The organism is Pseudomonas sp. Sample_10 (assembly GCF_004321495.1).
GTDB lineage: Bacteria > Pseudomonadota > Gammaproteobacteria > Pseudomonadales > Pseudomonadaceae > Aquipseudomonas.
Genome location: NZ_RCOE01000304.1, coordinates 31,202 through 44,650, shown reverse-complemented (window position 1 = coordinate 44,650; position 13,449 = coordinate 31,202). Strand labels below are relative to the sequence as shown.

The following is a 13,449-nucleotide window of genomic DNA, read 5'->3' as shown; positions in this document are numbered from 1 at the left end:
ACAAGGACGAAGAAGCGCCGATCTTCCAGGTGGCCGATTACGGTCTGGTGGCGGACTTGTTTGAAGCGATTCCTGAACTGGCCGCCCTGGCCTGATCACCGACCAAACTGGAGAAACCAATATGAGCAATTCCGATTTTTCTTCGTGGGTCGGTCGACGTCAGGAAAGCCAGGATCGGATCAGTTACACCCTGGTCAAACGCATAGCCGCCACATTGGGCGAGTCGGCGCCACAACCAGGTGAACCGCTGCCGCCTCTCTGGCACTGGGCATTTTTTCAGGAGCCGGTCGGCGCCAGTGAACTAGGACCGGATGGCCATCCAGCGCTTGGCGGCTTTTTGCCGCCTGCCCATAACCGCAATCGCATGTGGGCTGGTAGCAGAATCGAGTTTTACCAGCCGTTGACGGTGGAAGCTGAAGTGACCTGTGTGTCGACCATCCTCAACGTCGAGGAGAAGCACGGTCGCACGGGTTCCTTATTGTTCGTCACAGTACGCCATGAGTTTTTCCAGGACGGCAAACGCGCCCTGCAAGATGATCAGGACATTGTTTACCGAGAACCTGTTCCACCCAAACTGGGCGGCACCGAACCGTTACCGGAAGGCCAATGGCAGGAATCGATCGAGCCCACCCCGACACTGCTGTTCCGCTATTCCGCAGTCACTTTCAATGGTCATCGGATTCACTATGACTGGCCCTATGTGACGGAGACCGAAGGTTATCCAGGCCTGGTAGTACATGGCCCGTTGATTGCCACGTTGAACCTGCGAGCCTTTACCAAAGCGCATCCAACTGCACGCCTGGAGCGTTTCGTCTTCCGCGGAGTGAGGCCGCTGATTTCACCACACCCCTTCGAAGTGGGCGGACGTTTGATCGAAGAAGGCAAAGCGCAAGTATGGGCTGGCAATCAGGACGGCACGGCACAGATCGGAGAAATCGAGTTCAGCAATGGAGCAAAGCCATGAGCACATCAATTATTCGATCCGCCCTGTTTGTGCCGGCCACTCGACCCGAGCGTATCGCCAAAGCTCTCGCCACCGGCGCCGACCGGGTCATCGTAGACCTGGAAGACGCGGTACAGGAAAACCTGAAGGAGCAGGCAAGAAACAATCTGGAATCTTTCCTCAGCGAAAACCCGGAGGCGCGGATTCTGGTGCGGGTGAATGCCCCGGATCACTGGGCGCATGGCGCAGATCTGGATCTTTTCCAGCACCACGCGGGAGTGATCGGCATCCTGCTGCCCAAAGCAGAAAGCGCGGCTCAAGTAACGACTGCGGCAGGTTGCAAAAAACCGATCTGGCCGATCATAGAAAGTGCCAAGGGCTTGTCGGCACTCTCCGAGATTGCCGGCACTGTGGGAGTCGAGCGTTTGTCGTTCGGGAGTCTGGACCTGGGTCTGGACATGAACCTGACGGTTGGCAGCCCTGCCGCTGAAGCAATCCTCAGCCACGCCCGTTACGCGGTTTTGCTCGCCACGCGAGTTGCCGGGCTCGCTCCAGCGCTGGACGGCGTGTTTCCTTCGATCCAGGACACCACCGGGCTACTGGGCGCTGTGCAATTTGCCCGGGACATGGGTTTTGGTGGCGCGCTGTGTATCCACCCAAGCCAGGTCGCGATCATTCATCAGGCGCTCAAACCCAGCCTGGAAGAGTTGAATTGGGCGCAACGCATTATCCAGGCCGCCCGCTCGGGTGAGGGCGTTTTCGTGCTGGATGGGCAGATGGTCGATGCACCTGTCATAGGTCGTGCGCAATCGATCATGGCTCGCGCAACCTGACCCCACGCCAACGCTTTTGCTTCGATGCTGTGCATCCCTCCACTCTCTGCAGGACGGTGTCATGACCCACGTTTCCAGCCACACCCATGCCATATCGATCAACCCCACCAACGGTGAGCAGATAGGCCACTACCCCTTCGAGTCTGCAGCAGAACTGGAAGCCTCACTGTCCCGCGCGATCAAGGGGTTTTACCTCTGGCGCAGCCAGTCTGTCGAAATGCGTTCCCGCGCCCTGATCGCTCTGGCAAGGGCATTACGCGACAACGCAGATTCAATGGCGAAAATGATCACTCAAGAGATGGGCAAACCCACTACTCAGGCGCGCGCTGAAATTGAAAAGTGTGCGCAGCTATGCGAGTGGTACGCCGAACACGGTCCTGCCATGCTGACCGCCGAACCTACTCAGGTTGAGGGAGGGAAAGCACGCATAGAGTATCGTCCCCTGGGTCCTATTCTCGCCGTGATGCCGTGGAACTTTCCCATCTGGCAAGTATTGCGCGGCGCCGTTCCTGCATTGATTGCCGGCAACACCTACGTACTCAAACATGCGCCGAACGTGATGGGATGCGCGTACTTGCTGCAAGATGCGTTCAAGCGCGCCGGCTTCGCCGAGGGTGTGTTTGAAATCATCAATGTCACGCCCGAAGTTGTTTCCATGGCAATCCAAGACCCTCGCATTGCCGCGGTAACGCTTACAGGCAGCGTCCGTGCGGGCATGGCCATCGGTGCGCAGGCGGGTGCAGCCTTGAAGAAGTGCGTGTTGGAACTGGGTGGCTCGGATCCCTTTATCGTGCTTGACGACGCCGATCTGGACGAAGCCGTCAAAGCTGCTGTGATTGGCCGTTATCAAAACACCGGACAAGTCTGCGCGGCTGCCAAGCGCTTGATTGTCGAGCAAGGCGTTGTCGAGGAATTTACCCGCAAATTTGTGGAGGCCGCTTCGAGGTTGGTTATTGGCGATCCACTGGCCGAAGACACTTACATAGGACCCATGGCCCGCTTTGATTTGCGCGATGAACTGGATCGTCAGGTCCGAGACACCCTGGAAGAAGGTGCGACCTTGTTGTTGGGAGGCAGAAAGGCCGAAGGCCCTGGCAACTACTACGAGCCTACGGTATTTGGTGATGTCACCGACCAGATGACCTCATTCAAACAGGAATTGTTTGGGCCCGTGGCATCAATCATCACCGCGCGGGACGCAGCACACGCACTGGAACTGGCCAACGACAGTGAATTCGGGCTTGCCTCGACCATCTACACACGCAACGTCGAACTGGCCCAGAAGCTGGCCGGCGAACTGGAAACCGGAGGCGTATTCATCAATGGATATTGCGCAACCGACCCACGCGTCACTTTCGGGGGTGTAAAGAAAAGCGGTTTTGGCCGTGAACTGTCGCATTTCGGTGTGCGCGAGTTCTGCAATGCACAGACTGTCTGGCTGGACCGTCACTAATAATAAGCAAGACGCCAAGCCCAGCAAGAACGTCCGCTGAGCCAAAGATGGGCGAGTCAGAAAAAGACTCGCCTCACACTTATGAGGAGCTTTTGATGCGAGTCTTCCCTGCAATCCTGGGCGTTACCCTGACTGCGGCCTTAAGTAGTACTGCCCTCATGGCTGCCGAACCCACCGGCACGCTTAAGAAAATCAAGACCTCGGGGACCATCACCCTGGGTCACCGAGACTCGTCCATTCCCTTCTCTTATATTGCCGACGGATCCGGTCAGCCGGTGGGCTACTCCCATGACATTCAATTAAAGATTGTCGAGGCTATCAAGCAAGAACTCGGTATGCCCAAGCTGAACGTACAATATAACCTGGTGACATCACAGACGCGTATCCCGCTGGTGCAAAACGGCACTGTGGACCTGGAGTGCGGCTCAACAACCAATACCGCCGAGAGAGCTCGGCAGGTCGACTTCTCGGTCGGCATTTTTGAAGCCAGCACCCGCCTGTTGGTCAGGAAGGATTCGGATTACAAGGACTTTCAAGATCTCAACGGCAAGAACGTAGTGACTACTGCTGGCAGCACCGCCGAGCGGATGCTCAAGGTCATGAATGCCGAGAAAAAGATGAATATGAACGTAATCTCTGCCAAAGACATTGGCGAGTCTTACCAAATGCTCGAGTCCGGCCGCGCCATTGCGTTTATGCAGGACGACGCATTGCTAGCGGGCGAGATGGCCAAGGCAAAGAAACCGGAAGATTGGGTCGTGACCGGCACCCCGCAATCCAACGAAATCTATGGTTGCACAATGCGTCGGGGTGATCCGGATCTCAAAAAAGTCGTGGATGACTCGATCAAGTCACTTTTCGTCTCGGGCGAAATCAACGCCATCTACGATAAATGGTTTACTCAGCCCATCCCTCCCAAAGGCTTGAATCTCAAATTCCCCATGAGCGCAGAGCTCAAAACAATCATCGCCCAACCCAACGACCAACCGGCGCCGGAAAAGGCTCTTTAACGGTCGTCCCTTTCTGCTCGAGTGACCAGGACACAGCGAGACAATCTTATCGCGCCATTACCTTTGCATCAGCTGAAGACTCCACCAAGAGCCAGAGTTTTTGTAGGGGCATTAACGCCTAAAAATAAAAAAGGGTCGCGAGATAAAATCTCGCAACCCTTTGAATTATATGGTCGGGACGGAGTGATTCGAACACTCGACCCCTAGCACCCCATGCTAGTGCGCTACCGGACTGCGCTACGCCCCGACTAGGCGTGAAACTTGTTCCTCTTCTCGAGGAACGCTCAAGAATATATCGCAAGCTTTTGAAAACTGGAAGTATTTAAAAGCAGGAATTTATTTCTTGAGGACTACCAGGACATCTTCCAGCTCAGCGATCATCTGGCGAATCATTTGCTTGTATTGGGTGGTGTCGTCTTTGGCTTCATCGCCGGACAAGCGCAAGCGTGCGCCGCCGATGGTGAACCCCTGATCGTAAAGAAGCGCGCGGATCTGCCGGATCATCAGCACGTCCTGGCGCTGATAATACCGGCGGTTTCCGCGGCGTTTGACGGGGTTGAGTTGAGGAAACTCCTGCTCCCAATAGCGCAGTACGTGCGGTTTTACCGCACACAGCTCGCTAACTTCACCAATGGTGAAGTAGCGTTTGCCTGGGATGACGGGTAGCTCGTCGTTATGACTTGGTTCCAGCATAAGCCTCAACTCGGGCCTTCAACTTCTGCCCTGGACGAAAGGTGACCACACGGCGAGCCGTGATAGGGATTTCTTCTCCCGTTTTCGGATTGCGGCCAGGCCGCTGGCGTTTGTCCCGAAGGTCGAAATTGCCGAAACCGGACAATTTGACTTGTTCGTTGTCTTCAAGAGCGTGCCTGATTTCCTCGAAAAACAGTTCAACCAATTCCTTGGCTTCCCGCTTGTTCAGGCCCAGCTCTTCATACAGACGTTCCGCCATCTCAGCTTTCGTCAAAGCCCCCATACGTCACTTCCTTAACGTGGCGTCCAACCTTTGTTCGAGCGAGGTGAGGATGTTTTGCGTCGTGGTATTCACCTCATCGTCATTAAGAGTGCGCGATGGATGCTGCCAGGTCAAGCCAACTGCAAGGCTTTTTCTATGCGGATCAATACCTTTACCCTGATACACGTCAAATAGCCTGAGGTCTGTCAGCCATTCGCCTGCATTTTCACGGATTACGTCCAATACAGCCGAGGCTGCAACGTCTTTGTGCGCAATCAGTGCAAGGTCACGACGCACTTCAGGAAAGCGCGACAACTCGTGGAATTTAGGCATTTTGCCCGACGCCACTTCAGCCAGAACCATCTCGAAAACAAATACCGGACGATCGAGACCCAGGGTTTTCGACAACTCAGGGTGGATGGCGCCAATGAAGCCCACCAGACGACCTTCGCGTTCGATGCGCGCGGTTTGACCCGGGTGCAATGCCGGGTGCTTGCCAGGCACGAACGTGAATGCATCCAGAGCACCGGCGAAGCCCAGCACAGCCTCTACGTCAGCCTTGACGTCGAAGAAGTCTACAGTGTCGCGACCTTGCGCCCAGCCTTCCGGCAGGCGGCTACCGCAAACCACACCGGCCAGCATCGGCTCTTGTTTCAAACCTTCGAGCTGGCCGATGAAACGCAGACCACTCTCGAACAGGCGCACCCGATCCTGTTGGCGGTTCAGGTTGTGCTGAAGCGCCTTGACCAGGCCTGGCCACAGCGACGAACGCATGGCAGCCATGTCATTGGAAATCGGGTTGGCGAGCAGCAACGGCTCTACACCCGGATTAAACAGCTCGAATTGTTTCGGATCGATGAAGCTGTAGGTGATCGCTTCCTGATAACCACGGGCAACCAGCAGACGACGCAGTTCCGGCAAATCGCTACGTGCTTCTGCCTTGGCTTGCGGCGCAAGACGCGCTTGCGGGTAACGGACCGGCAGGCGGTTGTAGCCGTACAGACGCGCCAGCTCTTCGATCAGGTCGACTTCCAGGCTGATATCGAAGCGGTGGCTTGGCACTTCCACGCGCCACTGCCCTGCCCCGTCTGCGGTAATGGTCAGGCCCAAGGCGCTGAGCAGACGCTCAACTTCAGTCGGGTCCATTTCCATGCCCAGCATTTGGGTGATGCGCTGAGCGCGCAGGGTCACCGGTGCGATCGACGGCAGGTGCTGCTCACTCACGGTTTCGATGACCGGGCCGGCTTCGCCACCAGTGATTTCCAGCAGCAGGCCAGTGGCGCGCTCCATGGCTTCACGGGCGAGCTGCCAGTCCACGCCACGCTCGTAGCGGTGCGATGCATCGGTGTGCAGGCCATAGGAACGAGCCTTGCCAGCAACCGCGATTTGATCGAAGAACGCACTTTCCAGGAAGATATCGCGAGTGGTCGCGGTATTGACGCCGCTGTGCTCGCCCCCCATGACGCCGGCAATTGCCAGTGCGCGGGTGTGGTCGGCGATCACCAACGTATCGCTACGCAGGCTGACTTCCTGACCGTCGAGCAGTACCAGCTTCTCGCCTTCTTCGGCCATGCGCACGCGGATGCCGCCATTGATTTCGGCAAGATCGAAAGCGTGCAGCGGCTGACCCAACTCAAGCATCACGTAGTTGGTAATGTCGACCGCGGCATCGACGCTGCGCACATCAGCACGACGCAGGCGCTCTACCATCCACAGCGGCGTAGGCCTGGACAGGTCGACGTTACGGATCACACGCCCCAGGTAGCGCGGGCAAGCAGCCGGTGCCAGGACTTCAACCGAACGCACTTCATCGTGGACAGCTGGAACGCTGGCCACCACCGGACGCGTGACCGGGGTGGCATACAGCGCGCCGACTTCACGGGCCAGACCGGCCAGGGACAGGCAATCACCACGGTTCGGGGTCAGATCGACCTCGATGCTGGCGTCTTCCAGGTTCAGGTATTCACGAATGTCCTGCCCCACTGGCGCATCGGCCGGCAATTCCATCAGGCCATCGTTGCCCTCGCCCACTTGCAATTCGGCTTGCGAGCACAGCATGCCGTTGGACTCAACGCCACGCAGCTTGGCTTTCTTGATTTTGAAGTCGCCCGGCAGTTCGGCGCCGATGGTGGCGAATGGAATCTTCAGGCCAGGGCGCACATTTGGCGCACCGCATACGACCTGAAAGGTTTCCGAACCGTTGCTGACCTGGCAAACACGCAGCTTGTCGGCATCCGGGTGCTGTTCGGTGCTGAGCACCTCGCCCACGATTACACCACTGAATACGCCGGCGGCCGGGGTAACGCTATCGACCTCAAGACCGGCCATCGACAGACGAGCAACCAGCTCATCGCGACTTACCTGCGGGCTAACCCAGCCACGCAGCCATTGTTCACTGAATTTCATCCTGCTCTCCTAAGAATTCGTTACGACTAGCGAAATTGCGCGAGGAACCGCAAGTCGTTGTCGAAGAACAGACGCAAGTCGTTCACGCCGTAACGCAGCATGGCCAGACGCTCAACGCCCATGCCGAAGGCAAAGCCCGAAAACTCTTCCGGGTCGATCCCGGACATGCGCAGCACGTTCGGGTGGACCATGCCGCAGCCCATGACTTCCAGCCAGCCAGTCTGCTTGCAGACACGGCAGCCTTTGCCGCTGCACATCACGCATTCCATGTCGACTTCGGCGGATGGCTCGGTGAACGGGAAGTACGAAGGACGGAAACGCACGGCCAGTTCTTTCTCGAAGAACACCCGCAGGAATTCTTCGATGGTGCCTTTGAGATCGGCAAAATTGATATCGCGATCGACCAGCAGGCCTTCGACCTGGTGGAACATCGGCGAATGGGTGATATCGGAGTCGCTGCGATAGACGCGGCCCGGGCAGACGATGCGGATCGGCGGCTGCTTGGATTCCATGGTGCGGACCTGTACCGGCGAGGTATGGGTGCGCAGCAACATGTTGGCATTGAAATAGAAGGTGTCATGCATCGACCGGGCCGGGTGATGGCCTGGGATGTTGAGCGCTTCGAAGTTGTGATAATCGTCTTCGACCTCAGGGCCTTCGGCGATGCCGTAGCCGATGTGGGTGAAGAATTGTTCGATGCGTTCCAGAGTGCGGGTAACCGGATGCAGACCACCGGAGGTCTGACCGCGGCCCGGCAGGGTCACGTCAATGGACTCGGCGGACAGTTTGGCAGCCAGGTCGGCCTCTTCAAACAACGCCTTGCGCGCATTGAGAACGTCTGTGACACGCTCCTTGGCAACGTTGATCAGCGCACCGACTTGCGGCCGCTCTTCTGCCGGCAAATTCCCCAGGGTCTTCATCACCTGAGTCAATTCACCCTTTTTGCCAAGGTAGTGAACCCGGATTTGCTCCAGGGCATTGATATCTTCAGCGCTTTGCACAGCCTCTAGTGCTTGAGAGACGAGCGCATCCAGGTTTTCCATGTACAGACTCCAGATACAAAATAGGGGAAGAGCTTGAAGGCTCTTCCCCTATTTATGACGTTTAACACCTGGCCCCACAGAGGTGAGGCCGGGTGACTGTCGGGGGTACTTAAGCCAAGGTGGCTTTAGCTTTCTCGACAATCGCAGCAAACGCCGCTTTTTCGTTCACTGCCAGATCAGCCAGAACCTTACGGTCGATCTCGATGGACGCTTTTTTCAGGCCGGCGATGAAACGGCTGTAGGACAGACCGTTGATACGAGCACCAGCGTTGATACGAGCGATCCACAGAGCGCGGAACTGACGTTTTTTCTGACGACGGTCACGGTAGGCGTATTGGCCTGCCTTGATTACCGCTTGCTTGGCAACACGGAATACGCGGGAGCGTGCGCCGTAGTAGCCTTTAGCAAGTTTCAGAATTTTTTTGTGACGCTTACGGGCAATGACGCCACGCTTTACACGAGCCATGAGTTACTTCCTCTATTCTTGACTAAAATTAACGAAGGCGCAGCATGCGCTCGACTTTTGCCACGTCAGACGGATGCAGCAAGCTGCTACCGCGCAGTTGACGCTTACGCTTGGTCGACATTTTGGTCAGGATGTGGCTCTTGAAAGCGTGCTTGTGCTTGATACCGTTAGCAGTTTTCAGAAACCGCTTAGCAGCACCACTTTTGGTCTTCATTTTTGGCATGTTCGGATACTCCGCATTCAGTTGATAAACATAATCAGAAGGCCTGCCGTGCCCTGTTGATTACTTCTTCTTTTTCGGGGCGATGACCATGATCAGCTGGCGTCCTTCCATCTTAGGATGCTGTTCGACCGAACCGTACTCGAGCAAGTCACCTTCAACTCGCTTGAGGAGTTCCATCCCCAGCTCCTGGTGGGCCATCTCACGGCCGCGGAATCGCAAGGATACCTTGGCCCTGTCCCCGTCACTCAGGAAACGTACCAGGTTGCGCAGTTTTACCTGGTAATCCCCTTCCTCCGTCCCTGGACGAAACTTGATTTCTTTAACCTGAATCTGCTTCTGGTTTTTCTTTGCCGCGGCAATCTGCTTCTTCTTCTCGAAGATCGACTTGCCGTAGTCCATCACCCGGCAAACGGGCGGGACTGCGTCCGCGGAGATTTCCACCAGATCAAGCTTGGCTTCTTCAGCAATACGAAGCGCTTCATCAATCGAGACGATGCCAATCTGCTCGCCGTCAGCGCCAATTAACCGAACCTCGCGTGCCGAGATATTCTCGTTGATCGGGGCTTTCGGTGCAGCTCGTTTATCTTGTCTCATTTCACGCTTAATAATAATTACTCCGAATCTTGGCGACCACGCCGGGAAACCGCTTGCGCGAGGAACTCGGCGAACTGGGCGACGGGCATCGAGCCCAGGTCAGCACCTTCACGAGTACGCACAGCGACAGTCTGCATCTCGACTTCCTTATCTCCAATAACCAAGAGATAGGGAACCTTGAGCAAAGTATGCTCGCGGATTTTAAAGCCGATCTTTTCATTTCTCAAGTCAGACTTGGCACGAAACCCGCTTTCGTTGAGAGTTTTTTCTACTTCGGCAACAAAATCTGCCTGTTTATCAGTGATATTCATGATCACTGCCTGGGTCGGAGCCAGCCACGCAGGGAATGCACCCTCGTAGTGCTCGATCAGGATTCCGACGAATCGTTCGAAGGAGCCCAGGATCGCCCGATGCAACATCACCGGATGCTTGCGGCTGTTGTCTTCGGAGACGAATTCGGCGCCCAGACGGACAGGCAGGTTAAAATCGAGCTGCAGGGTACCACACTGCCAGACGCGACCGAGGCAATCTTTCAGCGAGAACTCAATCTTCGGACCGTAGAACGCACCCTCGCCCGGCTGCAGGTCGTACGGCAGGCCAGCGCTATCAAGGGCTGCAGCCAATGCCGCTTCGGCGCGATCCCAAAGCTCGTCGGAGCCAACGCGTTTTTCCGGACGAGTGGACAGCTTCATTTCGACGTCTTTGAAGCCGAAATCGGCGTAGACATCCATGGTCAGCTTGATGAATGCCGCGGATTCGGCCTGCATCTGCTCTTCGGTGCAGAAGATGTGGGCGTCATCCTGAGTGAATGCGCGCACACGCATGATGCCGTGCAATGCACCCGATGGCTCGTTACGGTGGCAGGCACCGAATTCGGCCAGACGCATCGGCAACTCGCGGTAGCTCTTCAGGCCCTGATTGAACACTTGCACGTGGCAAGGGCAGTTCATTGGCTTGATCGCGTAATCGCGGTTTTCCGACTGAGTGGTGAACATGTTGTCGGCGTAGTTGGCCCAGTGCCCGGATTTTTCCCACAGGCTGCGGTCGACAACCTGAGGCGTTTTGATCTCCAGGTAACCGTTGTCGCGTTGAACCTTGCGCATGTACTGCTCAAGCACTTGGTACAGGGTCCAGCCATTGGGGTGCCAGAACACCATGCCCGGCGACTCTTCCTGGGTGTGGAACAGGCCCAGGCGCTTGCCGATCTTGCGGTGATCGCGCTTCTCAGCCTCTTCAATGCGCTGAATGTAAGCGGCCAGCTGCTTCTTGTCCGCCCAGGCTGTGCCATAAACGCGCTGCAATTGCTCGTTCTTGGCGTCACCGCGCCAGTAGGCGCCAGACAGCTTGGTCAGCTTGAAGGATTTCAGGAAACGGGTGTTCGGCACGTGCGGACCACGGCACATGTCGACATATTCTTCGTGATAGTACAGGCCCATGGCCTGCTCGTTCGGCATGTCCTCGACCAGGCGCAACTTGTAGTCTTCGCCACGGGCCTTGAATACTTCGATCACTTCGGCGCGCGGAGTGACTTTCTTGATCACGTCGTAATCTTTCTCGATCAGCTGCTGCATGCGCTGTTCGATCGCGGCCAGATCGTCCGGAGTAAAAGGACGCTCGAAGGCGATATCGTAATAGAAGCCTTCATCGATGACCGGACCGATGACCATTTTGGCCGTCGGGTACAACTGCTTGACCGCATGCCCCACCAGGTGAGCGCAAGAGTGGCGAATGATCTCCAGCCCCTCTTCATCCTTTGGCGTGATGATTTGCAGCGTAGCGTCGCTGTCGATGATGTCACTGGCATCGGCCAATTTGCCATTGACCTTGCCGGCCACGGTGGCCTTGGCCAGACCGGCACCGATGGATGCGGCGACCTCGGCGATGGAGACCGGGTGATCGAATGAACGTTGACTGCCGTCGGGAAGAGTAATAGTTGGCATGGCGCCTCCTCTCCTAGTGGTGACCCCTACCAAAGGTCACGTGGGTTGGGATGAGCCAGTACAAGATCCGGTCCAGGCCATTCAATGACGAACGCCTGCCTTACAGCGGCAGGAGCCTTGCGGCCAACCGGAAAACCGAACCAGAGTGACTGGGATTCAAATCAGGGTTATTCAGGCAGTTGCCGCGTCCGGGACTGAAGGTCGACCGGAGCCAGCAACGAAAAACCTGAGCGGGGCATGCTAGCACAGATGAACGGTCGTGGCTGTGGGTGGTTTTCAGCCAAGGCAAATATGGCGTTTTTGTGCCAGAGTGCTGAACTTGATTCGCGCTTTACCCCTCAGATAAAAGACATTGACCCCACAAGGAGCATCCCGGCATGCGTCTGAATCGTTTGTTCGCTGTAGTCGCACCTATCGTTCTGCTGTTGCCTCTGGCTGCGCACGCCGATTGGCCCAAGGGCGAGCGCGAAAAATACATGGCCCAGTGCACTGAAGCGGCGACGCCGCAGATCGGCGCTGCGGCGGCCAAGTCTCACTGCGCCTGTGGTGCCGATGCAATCAAATCGTACCCGGCCAAGGACCTTCAGTCCTTGATGGACAACACTGCCAGCGACTCGCTGAAACAGCAGGCCCTGACTCAGATTTCCAAGTGCAAGGCCAACGCTCCGGCGAAAAAGTGAGCCTTGAAACGGGCTTGAATTGCGATTTGAGCCGGTAAAAAGCCTCTGAAAATCGCGTTTTCCTACAATTTATGCAGGTTTTGCAGCTTTTTTTATCGTCTTTACTTTCGGCTGAAAGCCTTTTAAATCGGGGCTTTCAGCCATATCAGGCAACAAAGAAAGCGTGACTGTAGGGCAAACAGCACCTGCGGGGGGGTGCCAAAGCGCACATTTCGACTATGATACCCCGGTGTGCCCAGTTGGCCTGAGCAGCACAGTACTACTGAAAATATATGTTTCTTGGAGATACACCATGTCTAATCGCCAAACCGGCACCGTTAAATGGTTCAACGATGAAAAAGGCTTCGGCTTCATCACTCCTCAAGGTGGCGGTGACGACCTGTTCGTACACTTCAAAGCTATCGAAAGCGACGGTTTCAAAAGCCTGAAAGAAGGCCAAACCGTTTCCTTCGTGGCTGAGAAAGGCCAAAAGGGTATGCAAGCTGCTCAAGTTCGCCCAGAGTAATTTCCAGGCGCACTAAAAAAACCCCGTCCATGTGACGGGGTTTTTTGTGGTCAATGCAAAAGCCTGGGGGTGATCAGCCGCAGTTGACGCGGGTGACGACCCGATTGGCGTCAGTGTTGAGATTCAAGCGATCAGAGCGGTACTCCAGCGTCACCATATCGGTCGGCAGAAGGAACCGCGCATTCTGCGCGCCGGCACGCGTACGCGCCTGCTCCAGCAACTCGGGCGAAGCTTGTTTGCCGATGGTGAACTCGGCCGCTTTGGCCTCGCAACGGCTGTGACCTGTGTCAGTCGTCGTGACAGGGTCTGTTGCCGACTCGGTGGTGCCGGTGCTGCAACCGGCCAACGTGGCAGCGGCCAACAAAGTACCCAATGACGCGAGCTTCCAAGGCATGAAG

General features: G+C 56.4%; 16 protein-coding genes and 1 tRNA gene. 7 read left to right on the top strand and 10 right to left on the bottom strand.

Annotated features, from left to right (window positions below; all coding sequences use genetic code 11):
• The 5 genes from D8U18_RS29175 to D8U18_RS28410 form a co-directional block, all read left to right on the top strand.
• The coding region (locus tag D8U18_RS29175) for a hypothetical protein (protein WP_241664364.1) at positions 1-95 on the top strand (95 nt) is incomplete at its 5' end.
• Positions 96-121: 26 nt separating this feature from the next.
• Positions 122-964, top strand: coding sequence for a MaoC family dehydratase N-terminal domain-containing protein (locus D8U18_RS28425; protein ID WP_056853662.1), 843 nt, complete (start codon positions 122-124; stop codon positions 962-964).
• A complete protein-coding gene (locus tag D8U18_RS28420; RefSeq protein ID WP_131109258.1) occupies positions 961-1,776 on the top strand; it encodes a CoA ester lyase in 816 nt (271 codons plus the stop codon). Before D8U18_RS28425 ends, D8U18_RS28420 begins: the two co-directional genes overlap by 4 nt.
• Positions 1,777-1,837: 61 nt before the next feature.
• The gene (locus D8U18_RS28415; RefSeq protein WP_131109256.1) at positions 1,838-3,229 is read left to right on the top strand and encodes an aldehyde dehydrogenase family protein; all 1,392 of its coding nucleotides are present in this window, start codon (positions 1,838-1,840) and stop codon (positions 3,227-3,229) included.
• 95 nt (positions 3,230-3,324) lie between these two features.
• On the top strand, positions 3,325-4,239 hold the full coding sequence (locus D8U18_RS28410) for a transporter substrate-binding domain-containing protein (protein WP_131109260.1): 915 nt from the start codon (positions 3,325-3,327) through the stop codon (positions 4,237-4,239).
• A gap of 170 nt (positions 4,240-4,409) precedes the next feature.
• On the opposite strand, the gene D8U18_RS28405 is transcribed toward D8U18_RS28410, so the two are convergent.
• From D8U18_RS28405 to thrS, 9 genes are all read right to left on the bottom strand, one after another.
• Positions 4,410-4,486, bottom strand: a tRNA-Pro gene (locus D8U18_RS28405).
• 89 nt (positions 4,487-4,575) lie between these two features.
• Positions 4,576-4,932, bottom strand: coding sequence for a MerR family transcriptional regulator (locus D8U18_RS28400; RefSeq protein ID WP_003179985.1), 357 nt, complete (start codon positions 4,930-4,932; stop codon positions 4,576-4,578).
• Positions 4,913-5,215, bottom strand: coding sequence for an integration host factor subunit alpha (ihfA, locus tag D8U18_RS28395; RefSeq protein WP_002553164.1), 303 nt, complete (start codon positions 5,213-5,215; stop codon positions 4,913-4,915). Before ihfA ends, D8U18_RS28400 begins: the two co-directional genes overlap by 20 nt.
• 3 nt (positions 5,216-5,218) lie before the next feature.
• Positions 5,219-7,600, bottom strand: a complete 2,382-nt coding sequence (gene pheT, locus D8U18_RS28390) for a phenylalanine--tRNA ligase subunit beta (protein WP_131109254.1) — start codon at positions 7,598-7,600, stop codon at positions 5,219-5,221.
• Positions 7,601-7,626: 26 nt separating this feature from the next.
• Entirely contained in the window at positions 7,627-8,643 is a 1,017-nt protein-coding gene (gene pheS / locus D8U18_RS28385; protein WP_056853666.1) for a phenylalanine--tRNA ligase subunit alpha, read from the bottom strand.
• A gap of 109 nt (positions 8,644-8,752) precedes the next feature.
• Positions 8,753-9,109 (bottom strand): 50S ribosomal protein L20, encoded by a 357-nt coding sequence (rplT, locus tag D8U18_RS28380; protein WP_007905879.1) that lies wholly within the window; start codon positions 9,107-9,109, stop codon positions 8,753-8,755.
• Between the two features lie 28 nt (positions 9,110-9,137).
• Entirely contained in the window at positions 9,138-9,332 is a 195-nt protein-coding gene (gene rpmI, locus D8U18_RS28375) for a 50S ribosomal protein L35 (protein ID WP_002553160.1), read from the bottom strand.
• A 60-nt stretch (positions 9,333-9,392) separates the two neighbouring features.
• On the bottom strand, positions 9,393-9,944 hold the full coding sequence (infC, locus tag D8U18_RS28370; RefSeq protein WP_169843736.1) for a translation initiation factor IF-3: 552 nt from the start codon (positions 9,942-9,944) through the stop codon (positions 9,393-9,395).
• Positions 9,944-11,866, bottom strand: coding sequence for a threonine--tRNA ligase (thrS, locus tag D8U18_RS28365; protein ID WP_056853667.1), 1,923 nt, complete (start codon positions 11,864-11,866; stop codon positions 9,944-9,946). The genes infC and thrS overlap by 1 nt, the downstream gene beginning before the upstream one ends.
• 377 nt (positions 11,867-12,243) lie before the next feature.
• Here thrS and D8U18_RS28360 point away from each other — a divergent pair, with 377 nt between their 5' ends.
• Together D8U18_RS28360 and D8U18_RS28355 are read left to right on the top strand one after the other, a co-directional pair.
• Complete coding sequence (locus D8U18_RS28360; protein ID WP_056853668.1) at positions 12,244-12,546, top strand: hypothetical protein; 303 nt, start codon at positions 12,244-12,246, stop codon at positions 12,544-12,546.
• Between the two features lie 292 nt (positions 12,547-12,838).
• Positions 12,839-13,051, top strand: a complete 213-nt coding sequence (locus tag D8U18_RS28355) for a cold-shock protein (protein WP_003179963.1) — start codon at positions 12,839-12,841, stop codon at positions 13,049-13,051.
• A 73-nt stretch (positions 13,052-13,124) separates the two neighbouring features.
• On the opposite strand, the gene D8U18_RS28350 is transcribed toward D8U18_RS28355, so the two are convergent.
• Positions 13,125-13,445 carry an I78 family peptidase inhibitor gene (locus tag D8U18_RS28350; RefSeq protein ID WP_056853669.1) on the bottom strand — a complete coding sequence of 107 codons (321 nt, stop codon included), beginning with the start codon at positions 13,443-13,445 and terminating at the stop codon, positions 13,125-13,127.
• Positions 13,446-13,449: the final 4 nt, after the last annotated feature.

Coding starts and splice junctions, on each gene's coding strand:
- D8U18_RS28425 (WP_056853662.1), top strand. CDS start 122: ATGAGCAATTCCGATTTTTCTTCGTGGGTCGGTCGACGTCAGGAAAGC.
- D8U18_RS28420 (WP_131109258.1), top strand. CDS start 961: ATGAGCACATCAATTATTCGATCCGCCCTGTTTGTGCCGGCCACTCGA.
- D8U18_RS28415 (WP_131109256.1), top strand. CDS start 1,838: ATGACCCACGTTTCCAGCCACACCCATGCCATATCGATCAACCCCACC.
- D8U18_RS28410 (WP_131109260.1), top strand. CDS start 3,325: ATGCGAGTCTTCCCTGCAATCCTGGGCGTTACCCTGACTGCGGCCTTA.
- D8U18_RS28400 (WP_003179985.1), bottom strand. CDS start 4,932: ATGCTGGAACCAAGTCATAACGACGAGCTACCCGTCATCCCAGGCAAA.
- ihfA (WP_002553164.1), bottom strand. CDS start 5,215: ATGGGGGCTTTGACGAAAGCTGAGATGGCGGAACGTCTGTATGAAGAG.
- pheT (WP_131109254.1), bottom strand. CDS start 7,600: ATGAAATTCAGTGAACAATGGCTGCGTGGCTGGGTTAGCCCGCAGGTA.
- pheS (WP_056853666.1), bottom strand. CDS start 8,643: ATGGAAAACCTGGATGCGCTCGTCTCTCAAGCACTAGAGGCTGTGCAA.
- rplT (WP_007905879.1), bottom strand. CDS start 9,109: ATGGCTCGTGTAAAGCGTGGCGTCATTGCCCGTAAGCGTCACAAAAAA.
- rpmI (WP_002553160.1), bottom strand. CDS start 9,332: ATGCCAAAAATGAAGACCAAAAGTGGTGCTGCTAAGCGGTTTCTGAAA.
- thrS (WP_056853667.1), bottom strand. CDS start 11,866: ATGCCAACTATTACTCTTCCCGACGGCAGTCAACGTTCATTCGATCAC.
- D8U18_RS28360 (WP_056853668.1), top strand. CDS start 12,244: ATGCGTCTGAATCGTTTGTTCGCTGTAGTCGCACCTATCGTTCTGCTG.
- D8U18_RS28355 (WP_003179963.1), top strand. CDS start 12,839: ATGTCTAATCGCCAAACCGGCACCGTTAAATGGTTCAACGATGAAAAA.
- D8U18_RS28350 (WP_056853669.1), bottom strand. CDS start 13,445: ATGCCTTGGAAGCTCGCGTCATTGGGTACTTTGTTGGCCGCTGCCACG.